This window comes from Chitinimonas lacunae (genome assembly GCF_042650885.1).
Taxonomy (GTDB): domain Bacteria; phylum Pseudomonadota; class Gammaproteobacteria; order Burkholderiales; family Chitinimonadaceae; genus Chitinimonas_A; species Chitinimonas_A lacunae.
Genome location: NZ_JBHSBU010000001.1, coordinates 3,430,242 through 3,450,479 on the forward strand (window position 1 = coordinate 3,430,242; position 20,238 = coordinate 3,450,479).

The following is a 20,238-nucleotide window of genomic DNA, read 5'->3' on the forward strand; positions in this document are numbered from 1 at the left end:
TCTTGCAAGCATTTGGCAAAAATATTTCCATTTGCAATCAGGACAGGAGCGAGAGATGTCCCATATCGATACCATCAGCGTCCACGCCGGTTATTCCCCCGATGCCCAGGGCGCCGTGATGCCGCCGATCTACACCAGCTCGACCTACGCCCAGCGCGCCCCGGGCGATCCGATCGGTTTTGAATACGCCCGCAGCGGCAACCCGACCCGGCAGGCTTTTGAGTCGGCCCTGGCCGAAGTCGAAGGCGGCACGCGCGCGTTTGCCTTTGCCTCGGGCATGGCGGCGATGGCGACGGTGCTGGAACTGCTCGACCACGGCGGCCATGTGATTGCGCTCGACGATCTGTACGGCGGCGCCTGGCGTCTGTTCGAGCGGGTGCGTACCCGCAGCGCCGGCCTCCAGATCAGCTATGTCGCGCCCGACGATATCGAGGCGCTCAAGGCGGCCTTCCGGCCCGATACCAAGATGGTCTGGCTCGAAGTGCCGACCAACCCGCTGCTCAAGATCGCCGATCTGGAAGCCGTGGTGGGACTGGCCCATAGCCATGGCGCGCTGGCCGTGGCCGATGCCACCTTCTCGACGCCTTACCTGTTGCGCCCGCTCGACTACGGTTTCGACCTGGTGGTCCATTCGGTGACCAAATACCTCAACGGCCACTCCGATGTGATCGGCGGCGCCGCCATCGTGCGCGATGCCGAACTGGGCGAGCGACTGGGCTATCTGCAAAACGCCGTGGGCGGCGTGATGGACCCGTTCTCCAGCTTCCTGGCCCTGCGCGGCCTGCGTACCCTGCCGCTGCGGATGGGCCGCCACAGCGAAAACGCCCTGCAACTGGCTCAGTGGCTCGAAGCCCAGCCGCAGGTGGCCCGGGTGCTCTATCCGGGCCTCGCCAGCCATCCGCAGCATGCGCTGGCGGCCAAGCAGTTCAAGCAGGGCTTTGGCGGCATGCTGTCGCTGGAACTGGCCAGCGACGACGCCGGCGTGCGCCGTTTCCTGGCTGCGCTGCGCTATTTCACCCTGGCCGAAAGCCTCGGTGGAGTGGAAAGCCTGATCAGCCAGCCGTTCACCATGAGCCACAGCTCGCTGCCCGAAGACCTGCGTCGCCAGCGCGGCATCGAGCCGACGCTGCTGCGCGTCTCGATTGGCATCGAACATGCCGACGATCTGCAGGCCGATCTGGCTCAGGGGTTGAAGGCGATCTGAGTCCGACTTCGAGCAGCCAAGGCCACCAGCCCGAGTCGGTGCCGCGGGCGAGCGGTTGGGCCGCTGGCCATGACGGCCCCTGACCTGGGGCCTCGCTGAGCGGACACCGTGTGTCCAGGCCGATCCGAGGATACAGCGTGTCCAAGCCCACGCTGTGTCGCCTTCTACGCTTGCGTGCTCTTGGACACCTTGTCTGGGACAGACTGGAGTCGATAGCTGGCAAAAAGGCCATCCGTTGTGGATGGCCTTTTTGCGTGGTGGAGGCGGTGACTGGACTTACAGGACGTGGACGCGCTGGAGATGGCGCGACACATTGCCCCGGATGCGCTCGCGGCCGTGCAGCAGCGAGTGGTTATCGACCATCAGGAAGTCGCCGGTCTGCCATTGGTGACGATAGAGATACTTATCGTCGTAGAGCCGCTCCAGCAGATCATCGATAAAGGCCGTTTCCGAGTCGAAATGCTCGCCCAGACCATGCACGGCGATCTTGACCGGATTGACCTCCATATTGTCTTCGTTATACGGCTCGATAAAGCGCATCACCGGCACGCCGGTCAGCGGGTGGCGATCGACCAGCCGGGCATGGATGGCGCCACCGTAGTGGGCCTTCTTCTCGGTCGAATACTCAAGCTCGATGGCGGCCCAGCGCTGCTTGTCCTCATCGCTCGCTTCGGCCAGCAGCTTGGCGGTATTGGCGAAGGTGGTCTCGCCGCCGTGACCTGCCTCGGATGAGCGCAGACACTGGAAGATATTGAACTTGGGCGTCTTGGCCGCGAAAGCGCCGTCCCAGTGCAGCTCGACCCGGCCGCCCGAGAAGATATGGTTGGCGGGGTTCTGCTCCATGCGCACATTGAGCAGCACGCCGAATTCCCACTCGAACAAGGGGCCGAATTTCTCGCAGAAGCCGATGTAGTCCGGTTCGTCGAGTTTTCTGAAGCCGCGCAGCACCAGCAACTGATTGGCCAGCAACTGCTCGGTCAGATGGTCGGGGCTCAGATCGGCCACCGACTGCTCGGGGTGATCGGCATGGATGACGATGCCAAAAGGCTGATTGGTGGTGGAAGTCTGCATCACGGTATCCCTCTGCTGGCTTGGCTTAATGGTCCTTGGCATGAACGAAGTGGCTGGGTCGGCCGTTCTCGAATACCAAGAAGGCATTGCTGGCTTCGGCCTCGTGGCGCGGCACCAGGGTCATCACATCGTTCTGCTTCAGCACCACCGAGTGCCAGGGGGTGCGCCAGGCGTCCTGGGTCTCGGTCAGATAGACGCCGATCTTCTTCGAGACGCGCGGCTGCGGGTGGATGGTCAGGCGCAGGGCATGGTCGAACTGGTCTTCGAGCAGCCGGCTCCAGGCGTTGCTGCGCTGGATCACCCGGTAGGCATTGGCGCGGGCGGCGTTCTGGATCGCGGTATTGGACAGCCCTTCGAATTCATCGAGACCGCTGAAGTCCTCGTAGAGGAATTTGCAGATGCCCTTGTACATCTCGCCGGCAGCGTATTCTTCCTTGCTGCGGCGCTTCAGGCTGCTGAGCGGCTCGCCGTACAGGATCATCAGCTCTTCCCGGATGGTGCCGAAGTCGCCATAGCCCGGGAACACATCATCAAGGTCGAAAAAGCCGATGCTGTCGGGGTAGCGGGCGCCGATCCGGCCGATCAGGTCCTGCTTGTAGGCGGTGATATCGCGGTCGGGAATCCGCACCAGATCGGCAAACACGCGGCCATCGGAGCAGATGGTGATCTTGGCGCCCGGCGCATACAGCTTCTTGATATCACTGCACAGCCGGTCGATCTGGGCCAGGGCGATCTCCTCGCCCTTGTCGGGCAGCACGCCCAGGGTCTTGCGCCGGTTGGGCGATTTGGCCGGGAAGGCCGGCAGCACCATATGGATGGGCTCGCCCCGGGCAATGAAGTATTCGAGCTTACTGAGATGCGGTGCGGCTTCGAGCGCAAAGTCCTCGGCCTCGCGGGCAGCGCTGGGCAGCAGGCGGCGCTTGTGCAGAATCAGCTTGATGATGGCCTGGGCCAGTTCGGCATGGCTGGTCGGATGCAGTTGGGTCGCTGCGTTTTGCATGGATTTCTCACTCCTCGGGTATTTCATTCTGGTCGCCCGTGTTCGGGCAGTTTTTCGTGGGAATAGCGACTGCGTTGATGCGCCTTGCGGTGTTGCGGAGTAAACCTTCCCCATCATCCGTCGGCAGACGGATGGCAAACAGGCGGAATGTCCAGTCAAACCAATGCCCGTGGCCAAATAGCCAGGACACGACAAGACGGAATAATCAGCAATCGGGGGGGAAACAGGTGGCGCTAGGCCGGGGCGGGGGAAAGAAAAGTCATCATATTCGATACGATTATTCGAGATTGTCGTGAGTGGAAGCTATAAACAGGTGATTTAATCCGGAGGGGGAAACTCTCCAGACTGGTCTATTTGTATAGCCGTCTTATATGGAACAGATGTTCGCTGGGTCGATTGAATATGGATATAGACAAGTCCGTTACCGCGTCGGGAAACGGAAGCCGTTGAAAGGCTGGAAAAATTCTATAAGAACCCAGTTCGAAATGTCAAATGACTGTGCAAAGGAGAAAGAACGAATTTCGGGCCGCAGGCAATATTCCCATGTCGATATATAAAATATCGAAAGGATCAAATCTTTTCTCAATCGGCCGTGGCGGCATCCGATTTAATGTCGGAACAATAACAAAAGTCCCATCATTTTGCTGTTTGTTTAATTGAAAAATATAATTTGAGATTCTTTTGAACAAACAGCCGATTTCTGACGCAATTGTTAATCAAGCGAGCCGGCAATGAAAACGCCCCGTGCCTTCGGTCGAAGGCAACGGGGCGTCAGGAAAAAAACGACGAAAGGTCGGCTCAGCGGACGCGACGGCGGGCCGACACGGCCTGGGCCAGCCGGTGCAGCAACTGTTCGCTTTCCTCCCAACCGAGACAGGCGTCGGTGATGCTCTGGCCGTACTGGAGCGGCTTGCCCGGCACCAGATCCTGGCGGCCCGCCTCGATATGGCTCTCGACCATCACGCCGAAGATGGCCTGGTTGCCGGCGGCGAGCTGGTTGCAGACGTCTTCGCAGACGTCCTTCTGGCGCCGGTAGTCCTTGCTGCTGTTGGCATGGCTGAAATCGATCATCAGCTTTTCGGGCAGATTGGCGGCGGCCAGGTCGGTCACGGCGCGGCCCACATGCTCGGCATCGTAATTGGGAGTTTTGCCGCCACGCAGGATCACATGGCAATCAGGGTTGCCGGCCGTGGCGACGATGGCCGAATGGCCGAACTTGGTCACCGACAGGAAGTGATGCGGCACGCTGGCGGCGCGGATGGCGTCGATGGCGATGCGCAGATTGCCGTCGGTGCCGTTCTTGAAGCCGACCGGGCAGGACAGCCCCGAGGCCAGTTCGCGATGGACCTGCGACTCGGTGGTGCGGGCGCCGATCGCGCCCCAGGCGATCAGGTCGGTGATGTACTGCGGGGTGATCATATCGAGGAATTCGGTCGCGGCCGGCAGCCCCATCTCGTTGAGATCGAGCAGCAGCTTGCGGGCACGGCGCAGCCCGTTGTTGATATCGAAACTGCCGTCGAGATGCGGGTCGTTGATCATCCCTTTCCAGCCCACGGTGGTGCGCGGCTTCTCGAAATACACCCGCATCACGATCAACAGATCGCGCGCCAGCTCCTCATGGAGCGCCAGCAGGCGGCGGCCGTAGTCGAGGGCGGCTTCGGGGTCGTGGATCGAGCAGGGGCCGATCACCACCAGCAGACGGTCGTCGTCGCCGGTCAGCATCCGGTGGATGGCCTGGCGGGCCTGATAGGTGGTGGTGGTGGCCACCTCGGTGACAGGAAATTTTTCCAGCGCAGCAATGGGCGGCAGAAGCTCTTTGATTTCCTTGATACGCAGGTCGTCGGTCTGGAACAGCATAAGCGGGCTCGGGGATCGGTGGCTCTCCAGGTTAGCCGCAGCCTCAAGCCGGTGCAAATGACTTGTCAGTGCGCGTGGCAGAACCGCCGGCTATAAAAGCCGCCAGTAATGCGCCTTGGCAGGCAATATAAAATAAATAGGAAAAATGAGCGCTAGAAGAGGCGCCCATTGGAGGCAGAAAGGAATAGCTGCCCAGAAAGGCTAACGGCCCGGCATGGCCGGGCCGCTGTGCTTCAGTCGGCGTACTGCTTTTTCAGGCGCTCGCGGCGCTCTTGGGCTTCGATGCTCAGCGACGCGGTCGGGCGGGCCAGCAGACGGGCCAAACCGATCGGCTCGCCGGTGTCTTCGCAATAACCGTAGTTGCCTTCATCGATCTTTTTCAGCGTCGAGTCGATCTTCAGCAGCAGTTTGCGCTCGCGGTCGCGGGTACGCAGTTCGAGGGCGTATTCCTCTTCGAGCGTGGCGCGATCGGCTGGATCGGGTGTGGCTTCCTGTTCCTGGAGATGCTGGCTGGTGGCCGAGGCGTTATTCAGCAGCTCCTCCTTCATATCGAGCAGGCGCTGTCTGAAGAAGGCCAGATGGTCTTCGTTCATGTAATCGTCGCCCTGCCAATTCAGGATGTCTTCCTCGGTGAGTATCTTAGCCATGGTCGTACTTCTCTGCGCTGGTTGACGGGTTGCCGCGCGCAAGGCTCGGCGGGGTTCGCTGACGATGCGGGGGGCGAGCTTACTTGAGCCGCTCCAACCCTGGCAACCGATAAATTCCCGATCTGTGCGTCGGGTTCGGCCGTCGGCGCGATGCCGATTTGAACGGGGTCCGGGCTGGCTGGCCACGGACTCCGGTCCATCTTCTGATAATAGGTTGTGGCCGGCGCCATACAAGCCACGGCCGGGCTGGCTTATTTTTGGGTCAGGATCCACTTCACCAGCACTTTGAGGTCATCGTCCTTGACCTGCTGCGGTGGCATCGGGATCGGCCCCCATACGCCGCTGCCGCCTTTCTTGATCTTGTCGGCCAGCTTGGTTTCGGCGGCCTTGTCGGCTTTGTACTTGGCCGCGACATCTTTATAGGACGGGCCGACCACTTTTTTGTCGACCTGATGGCAGGCCAGGCAGTTGTATTTGGCGGCAATGGTGGCGCCGTCGGCGGGGGCAGCCTGGACGCCGACACTGGCGGCCAGCGCAAGGGCGATGGCGAACGGGTATTTCATGATTAGGCGACTCCTGTTGCGAGGCCCGGTTGGGCCATGACATTAAGCGGCACTTGGCATGCGATCGGAACGGGCAGGACGGCCGCTGAGGCGGATCGCGCCCGGCAGGCGCAACCCGGCGCCGATGTTACTCCAGCGCCCGGACCTTGCCAAAAGCGCTCCCTTACTCGAATGGCATGAAGCGTGCCGCCTCGCTGTGCTACACTGCTGCGCGCTGCGGCCGTCTTGCGCAGGCGGCGCTTTCTTCCCGATGTTCACGACCATGTCCTTGACTCTTGATCGCAACGACCGCCTGTTTTCCATGACGGTTACGGCTTCCTTGATTGCTCACCTGCTGGTGATCCTGCTGGTGAAGTTCGGGCCGCCCGACCCGCGTACCCTGTTCAACGACGCGCCGTTGGAGATCGTGCTGGTCAATGCCCGCGCCAAGAACGCACCGACCCAGGCCGATGTGCTGGCGCAGCAGAATCTCGATGGCGGCGGCAATACCGATCAGAAACTGCGCGCCAAGAGTCCGTTTCCGCCCGAGGTGGTGGACGAGCCGACCGATCAGATGATCCAGGAGGCCGCCCAGCGCCAGGCCGTGCTGGAAGCGCAACAGCAGAAGCTGTTCAGCCAGCTGCAGAACGCCCCGCGTCTGACCCCCGACGAGCAGCGTCCACAGCCCAGCGAAGCCGAGAAGGGGCTCAATATCGACGCCCCGCCGCGCAAGGCCAGTGAAATTGCCCGGCTCGAAGCCGAGATCAGCCGCAACTACCAGGCCTATCAGGAACAACCGCGCAAGGCCTATGTCGGCGCCCGCGCCCGTGGCGTGGTCGAAGCCCGCTATGTCGAGGACTGGCGTACCCGGATCGAACGGGTGGGCGATCTGCATTTTCCCAAGGACAGCCGTGGTCAGAAGCTGTACGGCAATCTGCGCGTCGATGTCGAAATCGCCCGCGATGGCAGTCTGGTCAGCGTGACGGTGGCCCGCTCCTCGGGCAACCCGACGCTCGATGAAGCTGCCCGCCGGATCGTGCGGATGTCGGCGCCGTTCCCGCCGCTGCCCAAGGGCATCGTCGACAAGAGCGGGCAGCCGGCCGATATTCTGTCGATCACCCGGACCTGGACCTTCACCCGTAACGACAACACCCTCGAATAAGCTGCCCCGCAGCAAACGAAGCGCCGGAATGATTCCGGCGCTTTTTTATTTCCAATATCTTTATAAACCGCAATATATCTTGCAAGGGTTTGGCACAAATAAATAAAAACGCCCCTGGGCGGGGCGTTTTGCGAGGGTGTCCGATCGCCCTCAGGGCAGACGCAGATCGCCGCCAGGCGGGCCGTTGGCGAGGAATTCGGTGGCGGCGTCGACCAGGCGGCGGGCCTGATTGAGATGGCGGCGCAAGGCCGGCAGTGCCAGGTCGATCTGGTCGGGGCGGTTTTCCAGCAGCTGCACCAGTTGGCGCAGCTGTTCGAGCGGCGGCAGCAGATCGGCGCTGATATTGTCGAGCATGCGGTCTTTGAGCAGCACGTCGGCTTCGAGCGCTTCCTTGCTCTGCTTGAGCCGCTGTTCGCGCAGCTTGAAGGCCGAGATGTCCTGGGCGACCAGGCTGTAGCCCTTGAGCGTGCCGTCGGACTTGTGGGCGAACAGCATCAGCATCACCGGCAGGCTGCGGTCTTCGCGCGTCATCAGTACCATCTCGCCGCGCCAGACGCCATCACGGGTGGCCATCGGCAGGGCGGTATGGAGGAAATGCGGTTGGGCCCAGGCTGGCAGCAGATCGGTCAGGAACAGGTCGTGAACCGCTTCTTCGCTGACGCCCAGCCATTGCCGGCCGGTCGGGTTGAGCCGGGTCAGCAGGCCGGCGGGGCTGGCCTGGGCGATCACGCTGAACCCGCGCTCGATCAGGTCAAGCGCCATCTGCTGCCGTTCTTCCTCGCGTTTACGCTGGTCAATGTCGCGCAAGGCGCTCAGCAGCAGGGCGCGGCCGCCCAATTGGAGATGGGTCAGGACGATTTCCACCCAGCGTGGCCGTCCCTCGCGCGGTTCGATCTGCCACTCGTAGCGTTGCGGCCGGCCACGGCGGGCCGCTTCGATGATGGCTTGTTCGGCGCGGCCGTCGAAACCCTGTGCCAGGGCCGAGCAGTCGTGCAGCGTCATGCGCAGCAGTTCGTGCTGGCCATAACCGAGCAGTTCGGCGGCGGCCTCGTTGGCCTCGACGATGCGCAGGGTATCGGGGTCGCGCAGCAGCAGGGCGTCGCCGGCGGGCAGAAACAGCCCTTCATAACCCGGATGGCCCTGTGGTGGCGGCGGCGGCGGGGAAGACGGGACGACCAGGCAGTCGATCCGCAGCGGAATGCCGGCTTCGGCCAGCGCAATGCGGCAATGTTGGCGTACCCAGGACAGCTCGCCGTCGGGGCGTTGCAGCCGATAGTGGAATTCGGCCTCGCCCTGCGCAGCCTCGCGCAGCCGCTCGACGCCGAGCCAGACTTCGGTCTTGTCTTCGGGGTGGATCACCTCGTGCCAGAAATTGGCGTGCTGGCGCAGCAGTTCGACGGTTTCCCCGTACAATTCGCTGGCTGACGGAGATAGATAGAGCACGCGGTCGCGGCTCAGCGTCAGCGAGAACAGAACCGCCCCGAAGCCTTCGAGCATTGCATTGCCAGCTTTATAGCCGGCCAGCATCTGGTCGTCGGAAAGAGGCGGATTGGCGGGAAAATACTTGCGAACGCTCACGATAGGGCGGCGCGAGCCGGTGGCTATGATCTGACAGGATAGCATCTGCTTCGCTCCGGTTCTGGGACGTTTGTAATGGCGACGGTCCTGCGACAGCGGGCGCGATAGGCCGATGCGGCCGGCATCTTGCATTTGCCGGGCCAAGGCGGCAAGCCGGGCGCTATGCTTGTGGCATTTTTGCAGCGTTGGAATGGGTGCTAGGTGACGATTACTGTACGGATCCTCGGTATTGACCCCGGTTTGCGCACCACCGGCTTCGGGGTGATCGATTGCGCCGGGCAGTCATACCGCTATGTGGCCAGCGGTTGCATCCGCAGCGGCGAAGGTGGCCTGCCCGAACGGCTGGGACGGTTGCTTGAAGGCATCGGCGAAATCTGCCGCCACTATCAACCCAAGCTTGCGGCCATCGAAGAGGTGTTCGTCAACGTCAACCCGCAATCGACGCTGCTGCTCGGTCAGGCGCGTGGCGCCGCGATTTCGGCCCTGGTGCTGGCCGGTCTGCCGGTCGCCGAATACACCGCGCTACAGATCAAGAAAGCCATGGTCGGCAACGGCCATGCCGACAAGGATCAGGTCAGCCATATGGTACAGCGCCTACTCCAGCTCGATGGCGCCCCGCAAAGCGATGCGGCCGATGCGCTCGCTTGTGCGCTATGTCATGCCAATCATCTGGGTGGAGCGGCGGTGTTGGGCGGCGGCAGATCGCGCCGCGGGCGCTGGTTGGCCCTGCCGGGCTCGTGAGGGGAATGGGCGGTCCGACGCACCCTGGGTTTCAGCCTCGACAGCCTGTCCAGGCGGAAACCCGGCTTGAGGCTCCTGGCCGGTGGCAGGCATTCCTCTCTCGGACATGCTGTGTCCGGGGAGCGGTCAGCGAGGCCCGGACAATGAGGCATTACGGCTGGCCGCCTGATGGCACCCTACAGCGGGGCTGCTGAGTGGCCGAGCCCAGCCCGAACGACAAGGGCCACTGCCAGCTGGCAGTGGCCCTGTTCTATTAAATGGTGGCGAAGCCGGCCTGTAAGCCGGGTTCTGTGGCGCGGCGACCGGAGTCGCCGCCGACAGCCATTCCTCTAGGAAGTACGTTGCCGTACCTCTCAAGCAACCAACCCGCAGACTCGGGGGGCCCCGTCATCGTCTGCCTATTTGGTCTTGCTCCGGATGGGGTTTACCGTGCCGTCCGTGTTACCACGTCCGCGGTGGGCTCTTACCCCACCGTTTCACCCTTGCCACCCCGCTTGTGCGGAGTTCGGCGGTCTGCTCTCTGTTGCACTTTCCGTCGCCTTGCGGCGCCCGGCCGTTAGCCGGCATCCTGCCCTGCGGAGCCCGGACTTTCCTCCCCTCGCCAAAGCGAGCAGCGGCTGTCCGGCCGACTTCGCGGCGCGATTCTATCACGCCGGCCCTTCGCCGACGTGGCCGTCTCGGTAGCGTTCGAAACGCCGCCGCGTGCCGGCTTCGTCGCGCCGACCGAAGGCATAGTTGGCCTCGAGCCACATCACATTGATGATCCCGGCGGCAAGCGCCAGCCCCAGTCCCAGAATCCAGGCGAAATACCACATGATGCTTTCCTTTACGCAGCGGCCGTGCCGCCTTGGGTGTCGATTCGCTGTTCAATACATACCGTGGGCATCGCGGCGGATATGCTCCACCGTCACCGGCCCGCGCATCACCCGGTAGACCCAGCCGGTGTAGGCCAGGATCAGCGGCATGAACAGCCCGACCACCAGCAACATGGTGCCCAGCGTGCGCTGGCTCGACACGGCATCCCACAGCGTCAGGCTGCTGGCCGGATCGAGCGTGGACGGCAAGACAAACGGGAACAGGGCGATCGCCGCACTGCCGATGATGGCCGCGCCAGTCAGGCTGCTGAGCCAGAAGCCCAACAGCGGCCACCTGCGCCAGATAGCCAGCGCCGTCAGCAGCGGCGCCAGCAGGCCCACGAGCGGAATCGGCCACAGGCCGCGGCGGAAGTTGTCGAGCCAGGCGCCGGGTGCGCGTACCACGTCTTTCATCAGCGGAGTCAGCACGGCGCCCGTATCGATCTCGCCCACGATCCGCCAGCCGTCGAGCCGGGCCAGCCACAGGCCGCCCAGCGCAAACAGCAGCGTGGTCACGGGACCAAGCCACAGTACGACCTGTCTGGCCCGCTCTCCGACCGTGCCGCCCGCTTTGCCGCTCAGGCGGGCGGCGCCATGGAGCGTGAACAGGCTGAGCGCCAACAAGGCACTGAAGAAGCCAAAGCCCGATAACAGCTCGCCCGGGCCCCCCTCGCGGATCACCCGCAGGGTGTTGTCGAAGCGAAACGGCAGACCAGTGAACAGCGTGCCGATGGCCAGACCGAACACCAGCGCCGGAATGGTGCCGCCGAGAAACAAGCCCCAGTCCCAGGCCGAGCGCCAGCGCGGGTCGGCCAGCTTGCTGCGGTAGTCAAAACCGACCGGGCGCAGGAACAGACCAAACAGGGCAATCATCAATACCGGATAGAGCAGCGAGAACGCCGCGCCATAGACCAGGGGCCAGGCGGCAAACAGTGCGGCGGCCGCCGTGACCAGCCAGACCTGGTTGCCTTCCCAGGTCGGCCCGACCACATTGAGCATCACCCGGCGCTCTTCATCGGTGCGGCCAAGCCAGGGCAGCAGCGTGCCCACGCCCAGGTCAAAGCCGTCGGTGACGGTAAAGCCGACCAGCAGGAATACCACCAGCGCCCACCAGATCAATTTGAGGGTTTCATAGTCGAGCATCATGGTCTCCTAGGCAGCGGCAGGTGCGGTTTCACCGTCGTAACGGCCGGTGTGCAGGCTGGCAGGACCGAGACGGATATATTTGAGCATCAGGTACATCTCGACCACGAACAGCAGCAGATACATGGCCACCAGCCCGCCCAGACTGAAATAGAGCTGCCCGGTCGAGGCCGTCGAGGCCGACAGATGGGTGGGCAGGATGCCCGAGATGGTCCAGGGCTGACGGCCGTATTCGGCCACGAACCAGCCAAGTTCGGCCGCGACCCAGGGCAGCGGAATCGACAGCACCGCCAGCTTGAGCAGCCAGCGCTGCGGTGCGAGCTTCCTGCGTACCAGGAACCAGAACGAGGCGGCGAAGATAAACAGAAACAGCAGACCCAGTCCCACCATGATGCGGAAGCTCCAGAACAGCGGCGCGACCTTGGGAATGGTGTCGTTGGCGGCTGCGGCGATCTGCGCTTCGGTCGCGTCGACCACGCGCGGGGTATAGCGCTTGAGCAGCAGGCCGAAACCGAGGTCTTCGCGATAGCGTTCGAATTCCGGCTTGGCGCTCAGGTCGCCCGCCTGCAAGCGGGTCAGCGCGGCATAAGCCAGCATGCCGCGCCGGATCCGTTCGGCGTGCTGGGCGCGCAAGTCCTTGAGGCCGATCACCGGGCGGTCGAGCGAGCGGGTGGCGATCAATCCGAGCACATAGGGGATGCGCAGCGCATAGTCGGTCCGCTCGGCTTCCTGATTGGGCAGGCCGATCACGGTAAAGGCGGCCGGAGCCGGATGGGTTTCCCATTCCGACTCGATGGCGGCGAGTTTGACCTTCTGCACTTCGCCCGTGGCATAGCCCGATTCGTCGCCCAGCACGATCACCGACAGCGTCGACAGCAGGCCGAAACCGGCGGCGATGGCAAAGGAGCGGATGGCAAAACCGGTATCACGCGCCTTGAGCAGATAGAAGGCCGATACCCCGAGCACGAACATCGAGGCGGTGACATAGCCGGCGGCGACCGTGTGGACGAACTTCACCTGGGCGACCGGGTTGAAGAACACTGCCGCAAGGCTCTGCAGCTCCATGCGCATGGTGACGTAATTGAATTCGGCGCCGACCGGGTTTTGCATCCAGCCATTGGCGATCAATATCCATAGCGCCGACAGATTCGAGCCCAGCGCCACCAGGAAGGTGACTGCCAGATGCTGGACCTTGCTGAGCCGGTTCCAGCCGAAAAAGAACAGGCCGACAAAGGTCGATTCGAGGAAGAAGGCCATCAGCCCTTCGATGGCCAGCGGGACGCCGAAGATATCGCCGACGTAGTGCGAGTAGTAGGCCCAGTTGGTGCCGAACTGGAATTCGAGCGTCATTCCGGTGGTGACGCCCATGGCGAAGTTGATGCCGAACAGCTTGCCCCAGAAGCGGGTCATGTCCTTGTAGACCTCGCGACCGGTCATGACATAGACCGCTTCGCAGATCACCAGTATCCAGCTCAACCCTATGGTCAGCGGTACGAACAGGAAGTGGAACATGGCCGTGGCGCCGAATTGCAGGCGTGACAGGGCCACCACATCATCGGGGGGCAGCATGGTCGGGCACTCCGGGAGGGGGAAGGGGATCAAGCAGCCGCTGTTGCAGGGCGGCGGGGGGAACCTGCATATGGCGGGCCAAGGGGTCGGAGAACCACAGGGTCTTGGCAGCCCATAACAGCAGGCATTTCACGACGAGTATCGCAAGCAGCTCGCGCCAGAGCGGGCGGGTGCGCATGATGGCTGTCCTGGTTGGCGGCGCGGACCGTGGTCCGCGCCCAAGTCGCCGGGTGGGGTCTGCCCGGTCATGGCGGTCTGTGCCGCGCCCCGCAAAACGGTCTAGCGTTTGTCGGGGTCGCGCTGGCCGCCGGTGAGTTTCAGCCGGTCAGCGAACTCCAACACCTTCTGTACCTTGGCACCCAGTCGCATCAGGCCGATCACCGTTTCGGGCGACAGGCGCTGGACGTCATCGAGCCAGCCAGTCGTCAGTTCGATCAGCTCATACATCTGACGCATCCGCTCCTGGGCGATGCGGTCTTCTTCATCGTTGGCTTCTTCCATCAGTGCTTCGCGCAACAGCGACAGGGTCGGCTCGATTTCGCGCCGGCGCCGCTCCTCGATCAGCACGCGGAAGATTTCCCAGACGTCTTTCGGGGTTTCGTAGTAATCGCGCCGGTCGCCGGGCAGATGGACCAGCTTTACCAGTCGCCAGGCCAGCAGTTCCTTGATGCCGATGCCGACGTTGGAGCGCGAGAATTCGAGGGTTTCGACCAGCTCGTCGGCATTGAGCGGGCGGCCGGCGATATAGAGCAGGGCGTAGATCTGACCAACCGTGCGGTTGACCCCCCAACGCGAACCCATCTCGCCGAAATGAAGGACAAAGCGTTCTGCAAGCGGTGAAAGTTTCATTTGCTGTATTTCCAGTATTTTCTGGAAGTTTAAGACGCTTGATCCAGATCAAGCAAGTGCGATGTAAGGAAGAGAACGGCTGGCGTGGTGCTGAGAAATGGGCTAGCGGCTGCCAAGTAACGGTTTCTCCAGCTTTTTCGCCGATTCCGCCTCGACTTTCCCTCTGTTCTCCCGCCCTGAGTCACCCCAACCCAACCCTTGCTTCGCTTCTCTCTCGCACTTTTCGCTTCTCCTCTGACCTCATCCACGACCGAAACGGACGCTTTGCTCAGCAACAAGACGGCCAACTTGCTGAGATTTCCCTTTGCCCGCTTTCAACCAACCCCTCCGCCACCCGACTGTCTCGGAAGAAGGCGATGGATGGGTTCGGGAAGAGGCGGTGGGGGAGGGGTTTGCCCCTGTTTTTCCCATCTGATGTGGGGGGGAGGGGGGAGGGGGGAGAAGGGGGACATCAAGGCTGGGACATAGCCTAAGAAAAAGGAGGCCTGACCAGACTCTGAAGACGACGTTTTTGTTATTTGTTAAGTATAAATACGGTATTCATAAATATATCTTAACAAATAAAAGAGAGGATAAACGCCCTGTCCGAGGCGCCACAGGCAAAGGAAGCAAGAATAATCCTTTTTAAAAACATTGGCTTGCGTGAATGTGCCGGGCATGTGGCAAAGGGAGGGCCGGGAAACGGAGTTCCTGGAGCGCAAGTGAAGTAGCCCTGGCTGCGAGTGAGCCTTTAACTGAGGACGGTCTTATTGAAGTTTAGGAGGCTAGCCTTTAATAAGGGACAGCCTTAATAAAGGTTGTGAGGAAAGGGAAGGATCACACCCCTACCAAGCAAAGTAACGGTCGCCTTCGCGCTTGAGGAAGGCGCGTTGTTCGCGCCAGTCGGGGCAGGCTGATTCGACCAGGGTCCAGAAGCGGTCGGAATGGTTCAGCTCTTCAAGGTGGCACAGCTCGTGGATCACCACATAGTCGATCACCGAGGGCGGCGCCTGCATCAGCCGCCAATTCAGCCGGACCACGCCTTGCGCCGTACAGCTGCCCCAGCGTTTCTGGGCATGGGACAGCGCCAGCGACTGCGGCGTCAGGCCGATCCGGGCCGACCAGTGCGCCACGCGCGCTGCGAAATGGCGCCGGGCCTCGCGCTGCATCAGCCGGGTCAATGCCGCAGCCGGGTCCTGGCCCTGCGGCAGCACCACGGCGTCGGGTTCGACGATCAGGCGGCCGACTTCATGACGGATAGGCAGCGAGTGGCCCAGCCAGTCGATCCGGCCGCCATCGGCCAGGGAGGGTGGCGGCGGGGCCTTGGTGTGGTAGAGGTCGAGCTTGCTGACGATCCAGCTCGCCTTGCGTTGCAGAATCGGTTCGAGATGATCGAGCGGGAAGCGGGCCGGCAGGCGGATGGTCAGACCGCTGGCGTCGATGCGCAGACCCACCGAGCGCCGTCTGGCGCTGCGGCGGATCTGGTAGTCGATGGTGCGTCCTTCGAGGACGGCGCGGCCGGCGGCAGACATGGCGTTAACAGCGGCTTTCGGCCCGATCGGCCTCGTCTTGTTCGATCAGCAGTTCCGCCGCTTCGGCCAGATCGGCCACGATGCGCGTGCCAGGCGGCAGGCCGCCTGCTGCAAGCGTTTTCTCGCCCTTGCCGCTGCGCACCAGCACCGGCTGGGCACCGACGGCGGCGGCGGCTTGCAGGTCGCGCAGGCTGTCGCCGACCACCGGGGTCTCGTTGAGGCTGACATCGAAACGCTGGGCGATGTCGCGATACATGCCCGGTTCGGGTTTGCGGCAGCCGCACTGCATCGATGCGGTGTGCGGGCAGAAGAAGATGGCATCGACCCGGCCACCGACCCGGGCCAGTAACCGATGCATCTTGTCGTGCATGGCATTGAGTTCGGCCATGCCGAAAAAGCCCCGGCCAAGGCCGGATTGATTGCTGGCTACCACCACCCGGAAACCGGCGTGGTTGAGCTTGGCGATTGCCTCCAGGCTGCCGTTGATCGGCACCCATTCGGCCGCGTTTTTCACGAAATCGTCGCGATCGTGGTTGATCACGCCGTCGCGGTCGAGAATCACGAGTTTCATGACATGGCGCCAGAAAAAGTGAAGGCGGGAAGGCATCCCGGCCAACCACACGACCCGGGTGGCCGGGTCGCGACTCGATAGGATTTGCCTAAATCTCCTACAAAACACTCATAGGCTTTCAACGCAGAGACACCTCAGGCGCTGACAAGCCCTCTCCATCCTATGCGAGTCAGGAAGAAGCAATAAGCCTATCTGGCGCTCCAGGCCGCAAGGGCCAAAGCACCAGATAACCTACGAATCTTCCATAGTTTATTTATTGATTTTCTTGATTGGTGCCGCCACGCTGGCGTTCAGGCACGCCGACCTCGCCGGGGAATCCGTCGGCCCGTGCCGCAAATGGTCGGGTATGTCAGAGACGCCCTGCGCTGTGGCGGCCCTGAACGCCAGGTCCAGGGCAAATCGGTATTACTCGGCCAGCAGCGAGATATCCGCCACCCGGTTCATCAGCCGGCTGAGCTGCTCGAGCAGGGCCAGCCGGTTGGCGCGCACGGCCGGGTCTTCGGCCATCACCATCACATGGTCGAAGAAGGCATCGACCGGCGTCTTCAGGCTGGCGAGCTTCTTGAGCGCGCTGGTGTAGTCGCGCTGATCGAAAGCGGCCTCGACCGGGGTTTTCAGATCGAGCAGGGCGCCATGAAGCGCCCGCTCGGCGTCTTCGCTCAGCAGGGCGGCATTGAGCGTCGGTAGCGCGGTCTCGGTCTTTTTGAGGATATTGCGGATGCGCTTGTTGGCAGAAGCCAGCGATGCCGCCTCGGGCAGCGCCTTGAATTCGGCCACGGCGGCGAGCCGCTCGCCCAGGTCGTCAAGCCGGCCCGGCCGCTCGGCCAGCACCGCTTCGACATCGGCCTGCGGATAGTCGGCCGCCAGCAGATGCTTCAGCCGTTCCTGCATAAAGCCGAACACGCCCTCGACCGTGCCTGCAGCGACCACCCCGGCCGGGAAGGTCTGGGCAGCCCGCTCGAGCAGGGCGCGCAGATCGAGCGGCAGACGGGCTTCGAGCAGGATGCGCAGCACGCCCAGCGCCGTGCGGCGCAGCGCAAACGGGTCCTTGTCACCGGTCGGGATCATGCCGATGCCCCAGATGCCGACCAGCGTTTCCAGCTTGTCGGCCAGCGACACGGCCTGGGCCACGGCGCCTTCGGGCAGACTGTCGCCGGCAAAGCGCGGGTGGTAATGGGCTTCGATCGCGGCGGCTACCGTGGCGTCCTCGCCGTCGAGGCGGGCGTAGTAGGTGCCCATGATGCCCTGGAGTTCCGGGAATTCCCCGACCATGTCGCTGACCAGATCGGCCTTGGCCAGATGGGCGGCACGGCTGGCCAGTGCCGTGTCGGCGCCCAGTTCATGGGCGACGGCGGCGGCGATGACTTCGAGCCGGCCGATCCGTTCGAGCTGGGTGCCGATCTTGTTGTGGTAGACCACCTGGCCCAGCCGGGGCACACGGCTGTCGAGCCGCTGCTTCTGGTCCTGCTGATAGAAAAAGCGGGCATCGGACAGCCGGGCGCGCAGCACGCGGCCGTTGCCGTGGATGATCGGCGTGGGGTCGGCCGTCTCGAGGTTGGAGACGATCAGATAACGGTGGGTCAGCTTGCCTTGCCGATCGAGCAGCGGGAAATACTTCTGGTTCTGCTGCATGGTCAGGATCAGGCATTCCTGCGGCACTTCGAGGAATTCGGGCTCGAATTCGCCTTCGAGCACCACGGGCCATTCGACCAGCGCCGTCACTTCATCGATCAGGGCGTCGTCGCCAGCGATCGTGGCCTCACGGCGGGCGGCCATCTCGGCCAGGCGGCTGGCGATCAGGGCACGCCGTTCGGTGAAGCTCGCCACCACGCGGCCGACTTCCCGCAGCCGTGCGGCGTACTGGTCGGCATGGGCGATCTCGACCGGGCCTTGCGACAGGAAACGATGACCACCGGTCTGGCGGCCGGCGCGGAAACCGAGCAGTTCGACCTCGATCACCTGGTCGCCCCACAGGGCGATCAGGCCATGGACCGGACGGATAAACTGCCCGTCGCGGTCGCCCCAGCGCATCATCTTGGGTGCCGGCAGGCGCTTGATCGCCTCGTGCAGCACCGTGCCCAGATGCTGGGCCAGCGGCTCACCGGCCTTGTCGGCGCGGAAGACGAACACTTCCTGCTTGCCGTCGGAGCCACGCTCCAACTGGTCGAGCTGGTCGGGGCCAAGGCCATTGCTGCGGGCAAAGCCCAGCAGGGCCGGGGTGGGCTGGCCGTCCTTGAAGCCGGCGGCGACCGCCGGGCCTTTCTTCTCGATCACCCGGTCGGGCTGGCGGGCGGCAACGCCGGCCACGCTGACCGCCAGCCGGCGCGGGCTGGCGTATTCGGTGACGGCGGCGTCACTGGCGGCAAAGCCCAGTTTCTTCAGGTCGTCGGCGATCGATTGGGCGAACGCGGCGGCCAGGCGCGGCAGCGCCTTGGGCGGCAATTCTTCGGTGAATAGTTCGATCAGTAGGGTCTGGGTGGTCATCGCAGGCTGGTTTCGTAACTTTGTTCAGGGGCGGACAGCGCACTCAGCGCGCAGCGGCTTCCTTGTCGCGGGCGATCTTGCACACCTGGTAGACGAAGTTCTGCAAGTAGTTCTGCTGGGCGGTGGCCGGCTGGAATTCCCACTGATAGCCGGGCACATCGCGACGCATCACTTCGTCATCCTCATGGTCGTGCAGCTCGATGGCGATACCGGCGGCGCTCGATTTGGCGCAATCGACGGCAAAGCGGCTGTACTCCTTGCGGTAGGTGTCGCCTTCCTTGTTTTCCTGGTCCTTCTTGAACTCGCGCAATACCCAGACGTAGACATAGCTGTCGTCACCCGAGACATCTTCATGGCCGATCGAATTCCAATCGACCTTGACGTCGTAGTCGGGCATCTGGCCGAACAGCCGCCAGTCGGGTTTGTCGGGCACGGGCTCTGGGTCGCTGGCGTTGGCGTCGAACTTCTTGCAGGCCGACAGTGCCAGACAGAGCGCGAGCGGAAGGAGCCATTTCATGGGCGAAGCCTTATTGGGCCTTGGCGCACATCGGGAAGCCAAGCGCCTCGCGGGCATCGTGGTAGGCCTGGGCCACCTGCCGTGCCAGCTGGCGGATGCGTCCGATATAGGCGGCACGCTCAGTCACTGAGATCGCGCCGCGCGCGTCGAGCAGGTTGAAGGTATGGGCCGCCTTGAGCAGCATTTCGTAGCCCGGCAGTGCCAGACCGGCGTCGATCAGGCGCTGCGATTCGGCTTCGAAACCGTTGAACTGGCCCAGCAGGAAGTCGACATTGGAATGCTCGAAGTTGTACTTCGACTGTTCGACCTCGTTTTGATGGTAGACGTCGCCGTAGGTGACGCGCCGGCCATCGGGGGTCTGCACCCAGGTCAGCTCGTACAGGTTCTCGACGCCCTGTAGATACATGGCCAGCCGTTCCAGGCCGTAGGTGATCTCACCCAGTACCGGTTTGCAATCGAGACCGCCGACTTGCTGGAAATAGGTGAACTGGGTGACTTCCATGCCATTGAGCCAGACTTCCCAACCCAGGCCCCAGGCACCCAGCGTGGGGTTTTCCCAGTCGTCCTCGACAAAGCGGATATCGTGCACGGTCGGGTCGATGCCGAGTTCGCGCAGCGAGTCGAGGTAGAGATCCTGGATATTGTCGGGACTGGGTTTGAGCACCACCTGGAATTGATAGTAGTGCTGGAGTCGGTTGGGGTTTTCGCCGTAGCGGCCGTCCTTGGGGCGGCGCGAGGGCTGGACATAGGCGGCGTTCCACGGTTCCGGGCCGATGGCGCGCAGGAAGGTGGCGGTATGCGAGGTGCCGGCGCCCATCTCCATATCGTAGGGCTGGAGCAGGGCGCAGCCTTGGCGGCCCCAGTAGTTCTGCAGCTTGAGAATGATGTCCTGGAAGGTCAGCATCGGGACGGGTCTGATTCGTTGATTAAGGCCTGGA

The 20,238-nt window shown here is 62.9% G+C and carries 19 protein-coding genes and 1 other RNA gene; 3 read left to right on the forward strand and 17 right to left on the reverse strand.

What is annotated here, in order from left to right; genetic code table 11:
* Window positions 1-55: 55 nt before the first annotated feature.
* Entirely contained in the window at window positions 56-1,204 is a 1,149-nt protein-coding gene (locus ACFOW7_RS14770) for a trans-sulfuration enzyme family protein (RefSeq protein WP_378165607.1), read from the forward strand.
* A gap of 276 nt (window positions 1,205-1,480) precedes the next feature.
* Here ACFOW7_RS14770 and ACFOW7_RS14775 read toward each other — a convergent pair whose 3' ends face one another.
* The 5 genes from ACFOW7_RS14775 to ACFOW7_RS14795 form a co-directional block, all read right to left on the reverse strand.
* The gene (locus tag ACFOW7_RS14775) at window positions 1,481-2,275 is read right to left on the reverse strand and encodes a TauD/TfdA dioxygenase family protein (protein WP_378165609.1); all 795 of its coding nucleotides are present in this window, start codon (window positions 2,273-2,275) and stop codon (window positions 1,481-1,483) included.
* Between the two features lie 25 nt (window positions 2,276-2,300).
* Window positions 2,301-3,275 (reverse strand): L-tyrosine/L-tryptophan isonitrile synthase family protein, encoded by a 975-nt coding sequence (locus ACFOW7_RS14780; protein ID WP_378165611.1) that lies wholly within the window; start codon window positions 3,273-3,275, stop codon window positions 2,301-2,303.
* A gap of 798 nt (window positions 3,276-4,073) precedes the next feature.
* Window positions 4,074-5,132, reverse strand: a complete 1,059-nt coding sequence (gene aroG / locus ACFOW7_RS14785; protein WP_378165613.1) for a 3-deoxy-7-phosphoheptulonate synthase AroG — start codon at window positions 5,130-5,132, stop codon at window positions 4,074-4,076.
* Window positions 5,133-5,365: 233 nt separating this feature from the next.
* Window positions 5,366-5,779, reverse strand: a complete 414-nt coding sequence (dksA, locus tag ACFOW7_RS14790) for an RNA polymerase-binding protein DksA (RefSeq protein ID WP_378165615.1) — start codon at window positions 5,777-5,779, stop codon at window positions 5,366-5,368.
* A 251-nt stretch (window positions 5,780-6,030) separates the two neighbouring features.
* Entirely contained in the window at window positions 6,031-6,342 is a 312-nt protein-coding gene (locus ACFOW7_RS14795) for a c-type cytochrome (RefSeq protein ID WP_378165617.1), read from the reverse strand.
* A gap of 262 nt (window positions 6,343-6,604) precedes the next feature.
* Here ACFOW7_RS14795 and ACFOW7_RS14800 point away from each other — a divergent pair, with 262 nt between their 5' ends.
* Entirely contained in the window at window positions 6,605-7,483 is an 879-nt protein-coding gene (locus ACFOW7_RS14800; RefSeq protein ID WP_378165619.1) for an energy transducer TonB, read from the forward strand.
* A 150-nt stretch (window positions 7,484-7,633) separates the two neighbouring features.
* Here ACFOW7_RS14800 and ACFOW7_RS14805 read toward each other — a convergent pair whose 3' ends face one another.
* Window positions 7,634-9,061 carry a PAS domain-containing protein gene (locus tag ACFOW7_RS14805; RefSeq protein ID WP_378165621.1) on the reverse strand — a complete coding sequence of 476 codons (1,428 nt, stop codon included), beginning with the start codon at window positions 9,059-9,061 and terminating at the stop codon, window positions 7,634-7,636.
* 201 nt (window positions 9,062-9,262) lie between these two features.
* On the opposite strand from ACFOW7_RS14805, the gene ruvC reads away from it, so the two are divergent.
* Window positions 9,263-9,802, forward strand: coding sequence for a crossover junction endodeoxyribonuclease RuvC (gene ruvC, locus ACFOW7_RS14810; RefSeq protein WP_378165623.1), 540 nt, complete (start codon window positions 9,263-9,265; stop codon window positions 9,800-9,802).
* 261 nt (window positions 9,803-10,063) lie between these two features.
* On the opposite strand, the gene rnpB is transcribed toward ruvC, so the two are convergent.
* The 11 genes from rnpB to glyQ all read right to left on the reverse strand — a co-directional run bounded on the left by rnpB (window position 10,064) and on the right by glyQ (window position 20,204).
* Window positions 10,064-10,435, reverse strand: an RNA gene (rnpB, locus tag ACFOW7_RS14815) — RNase P RNA component class A.
* 14 nt (window positions 10,436-10,449) lie between these two features.
* Window positions 10,450-10,617 (reverse strand): cytochrome bd-I oxidase subunit CydX, encoded by a 168-nt coding sequence (cydX, locus tag ACFOW7_RS14820; protein ID WP_378165625.1) that lies wholly within the window; start codon window positions 10,615-10,617, stop codon window positions 10,450-10,452.
* Between the two features lie 51 nt (window positions 10,618-10,668).
* Window positions 10,669-11,802 carry a cytochrome d ubiquinol oxidase subunit II gene (gene cydB, locus ACFOW7_RS14825; protein WP_378165627.1) on the reverse strand — a complete coding sequence of 378 codons (1,134 nt, stop codon included), beginning with the start codon at window positions 11,800-11,802 and terminating at the stop codon, window positions 10,669-10,671.
* A 6-nt stretch (window positions 11,803-11,808) separates the two neighbouring features.
* Window positions 11,809-13,368, reverse strand: coding sequence for a cytochrome ubiquinol oxidase subunit I (locus tag ACFOW7_RS14830; protein WP_378165629.1), 1,560 nt, complete (start codon window positions 13,366-13,368; stop codon window positions 11,809-11,811).
* The gene (gene cydP, locus ACFOW7_RS14835) at window positions 13,352-13,546 is read right to left on the reverse strand and encodes a cytochrome oxidase putative small subunit CydP (protein WP_378165631.1); all 195 of its coding nucleotides are present in this window, start codon (window positions 13,544-13,546) and stop codon (window positions 13,352-13,354) included. The genes ACFOW7_RS14830 and cydP overlap by 17 nt, the downstream gene beginning before the upstream one ends.
* 101 nt (window positions 13,547-13,647) lie before the next feature.
* Complete coding sequence (locus tag ACFOW7_RS14840) at window positions 13,648-14,217, reverse strand: GbsR/MarR family transcriptional regulator (protein ID WP_378165634.1); 570 nt, start codon at window positions 14,215-14,217, stop codon at window positions 13,648-13,650.
* 824 nt (window positions 14,218-15,041) lie between these two features.
* Window positions 15,042-15,728 (reverse strand): M48 family metallopeptidase, encoded by a 687-nt coding sequence (locus tag ACFOW7_RS14845; protein ID WP_378165636.1) that lies wholly within the window; start codon window positions 15,726-15,728, stop codon window positions 15,042-15,044.
* A gap of 4 nt (window positions 15,729-15,732) precedes the next feature.
* The gene (gmhB, locus tag ACFOW7_RS14850) at window positions 15,733-16,299 is read right to left on the reverse strand and encodes a D-glycero-beta-D-manno-heptose 1,7-bisphosphate 7-phosphatase (protein WP_378165638.1); all 567 of its coding nucleotides are present in this window, start codon (window positions 16,297-16,299) and stop codon (window positions 15,733-15,735) included.
* 405 nt (window positions 16,300-16,704) lie between these two features.
* Entirely contained in the window at window positions 16,705-18,783 is a 2,079-nt protein-coding gene (gene glyS / locus ACFOW7_RS14855; protein ID WP_378165640.1) for a glycine--tRNA ligase subunit beta, read from the reverse strand.
* 43 nt (window positions 18,784-18,826) lie between these two features.
* Window positions 18,827-19,300, reverse strand: coding sequence for a surface-adhesin E family protein (locus ACFOW7_RS14860; RefSeq protein WP_378165642.1), 474 nt, complete (start codon window positions 19,298-19,300; stop codon window positions 18,827-18,829).
* 10 nt (window positions 19,301-19,310) lie between these two features.
* Window positions 19,311-20,204 carry a glycine--tRNA ligase subunit alpha gene (gene glyQ, locus ACFOW7_RS14865; protein WP_378165645.1) on the reverse strand — a complete coding sequence of 298 codons (894 nt, stop codon included), beginning with the start codon at window positions 20,202-20,204 and terminating at the stop codon, window positions 19,311-19,313.
* Between the last annotated feature and the right edge of the window lie 34 nt (window positions 20,205-20,238).

Coding starts and splice junctions, on each gene's coding strand:
- ACFOW7_RS14770 (WP_378165607.1), top strand. CDS start 56: ATGTCCCATATCGATACCATCAGCGTCCACGCCGGTTATTCCCCCGAT.
- ACFOW7_RS14775 (WP_378165609.1), bottom strand. CDS start 2,275: ATGCAGACTTCCACCACCAATCAGCCTTTTGGCATCGTCATCCATGCC.
- ACFOW7_RS14780 (WP_378165611.1), bottom strand. CDS start 3,275: ATGCAAAACGCAGCGACCCAACTGCATCCGACCAGCCATGCCGAACTG.
- aroG (WP_378165613.1), bottom strand. CDS start 5,132: ATGCTGTTCCAGACCGACGACCTGCGTATCAAGGAAATCAAAGAGCTT.
- dksA (WP_378165615.1), bottom strand. CDS start 5,779: ATGGCTAAGATACTCACCGAGGAAGACATCCTGAATTGGCAGGGCGAC.
- ACFOW7_RS14795 (WP_378165617.1), bottom strand. CDS start 6,342: ATGAAATACCCGTTCGCCATCGCCCTTGCGCTGGCCGCCAGTGTCGGC.
- ACFOW7_RS14800 (WP_378165619.1), top strand. CDS start 6,605: ATGTCCTTGACTCTTGATCGCAACGACCGCCTGTTTTCCATGACGGTT.
- cydX (WP_378165625.1), bottom strand. CDS start 10,617: ATGTGGTATTTCGCCTGGATTCTGGGACTGGGGCTGGCGCTTGCCGCC.
- cydB (WP_378165627.1), bottom strand. CDS start 11,802: ATGATGCTCGACTATGAAACCCTCAAATTGATCTGGTGGGCGCTGGTG.
- ACFOW7_RS14830 (WP_378165629.1), bottom strand. CDS start 13,368: ATGCTGCCCCCCGATGATGTGGTGGCCCTGTCACGCCTGCAATTCGGC.
- cydP (WP_378165631.1), bottom strand. CDS start 13,546: ATGCGCACCCGCCCGCTCTGGCGCGAGCTGCTTGCGATACTCGTCGTG.
- ACFOW7_RS14840 (WP_378165634.1), bottom strand. CDS start 14,217: ATGAAACTTTCACCGCTTGCAGAACGCTTTGTCCTTCATTTCGGCGAG.
- ACFOW7_RS14845 (WP_378165636.1), bottom strand. CDS start 15,728: ATGTCTGCCGCCGGCCGCGCCGTCCTCGAAGGACGCACCATCGACTAC.
- gmhB (WP_378165638.1), bottom strand. CDS start 16,299: ATGAAACTCGTGATTCTCGACCGCGACGGCGTGATCAACCACGATCGC.
- glyS (WP_378165640.1), bottom strand. CDS start 18,783: ATGACCACCCAGACCCTACTGATCGAACTATTCACCGAAGAATTGCCG.
- ACFOW7_RS14860 (WP_378165642.1), bottom strand. CDS start 19,300: ATGAAATGGCTCCTTCCGCTCGCGCTCTGTCTGGCACTGTCGGCCTGC.
- glyQ (WP_378165645.1), bottom strand. CDS start 20,204: ATGCTGACCTTCCAGGACATCATTCTCAAGCTGCAGAACTACTGGGGC.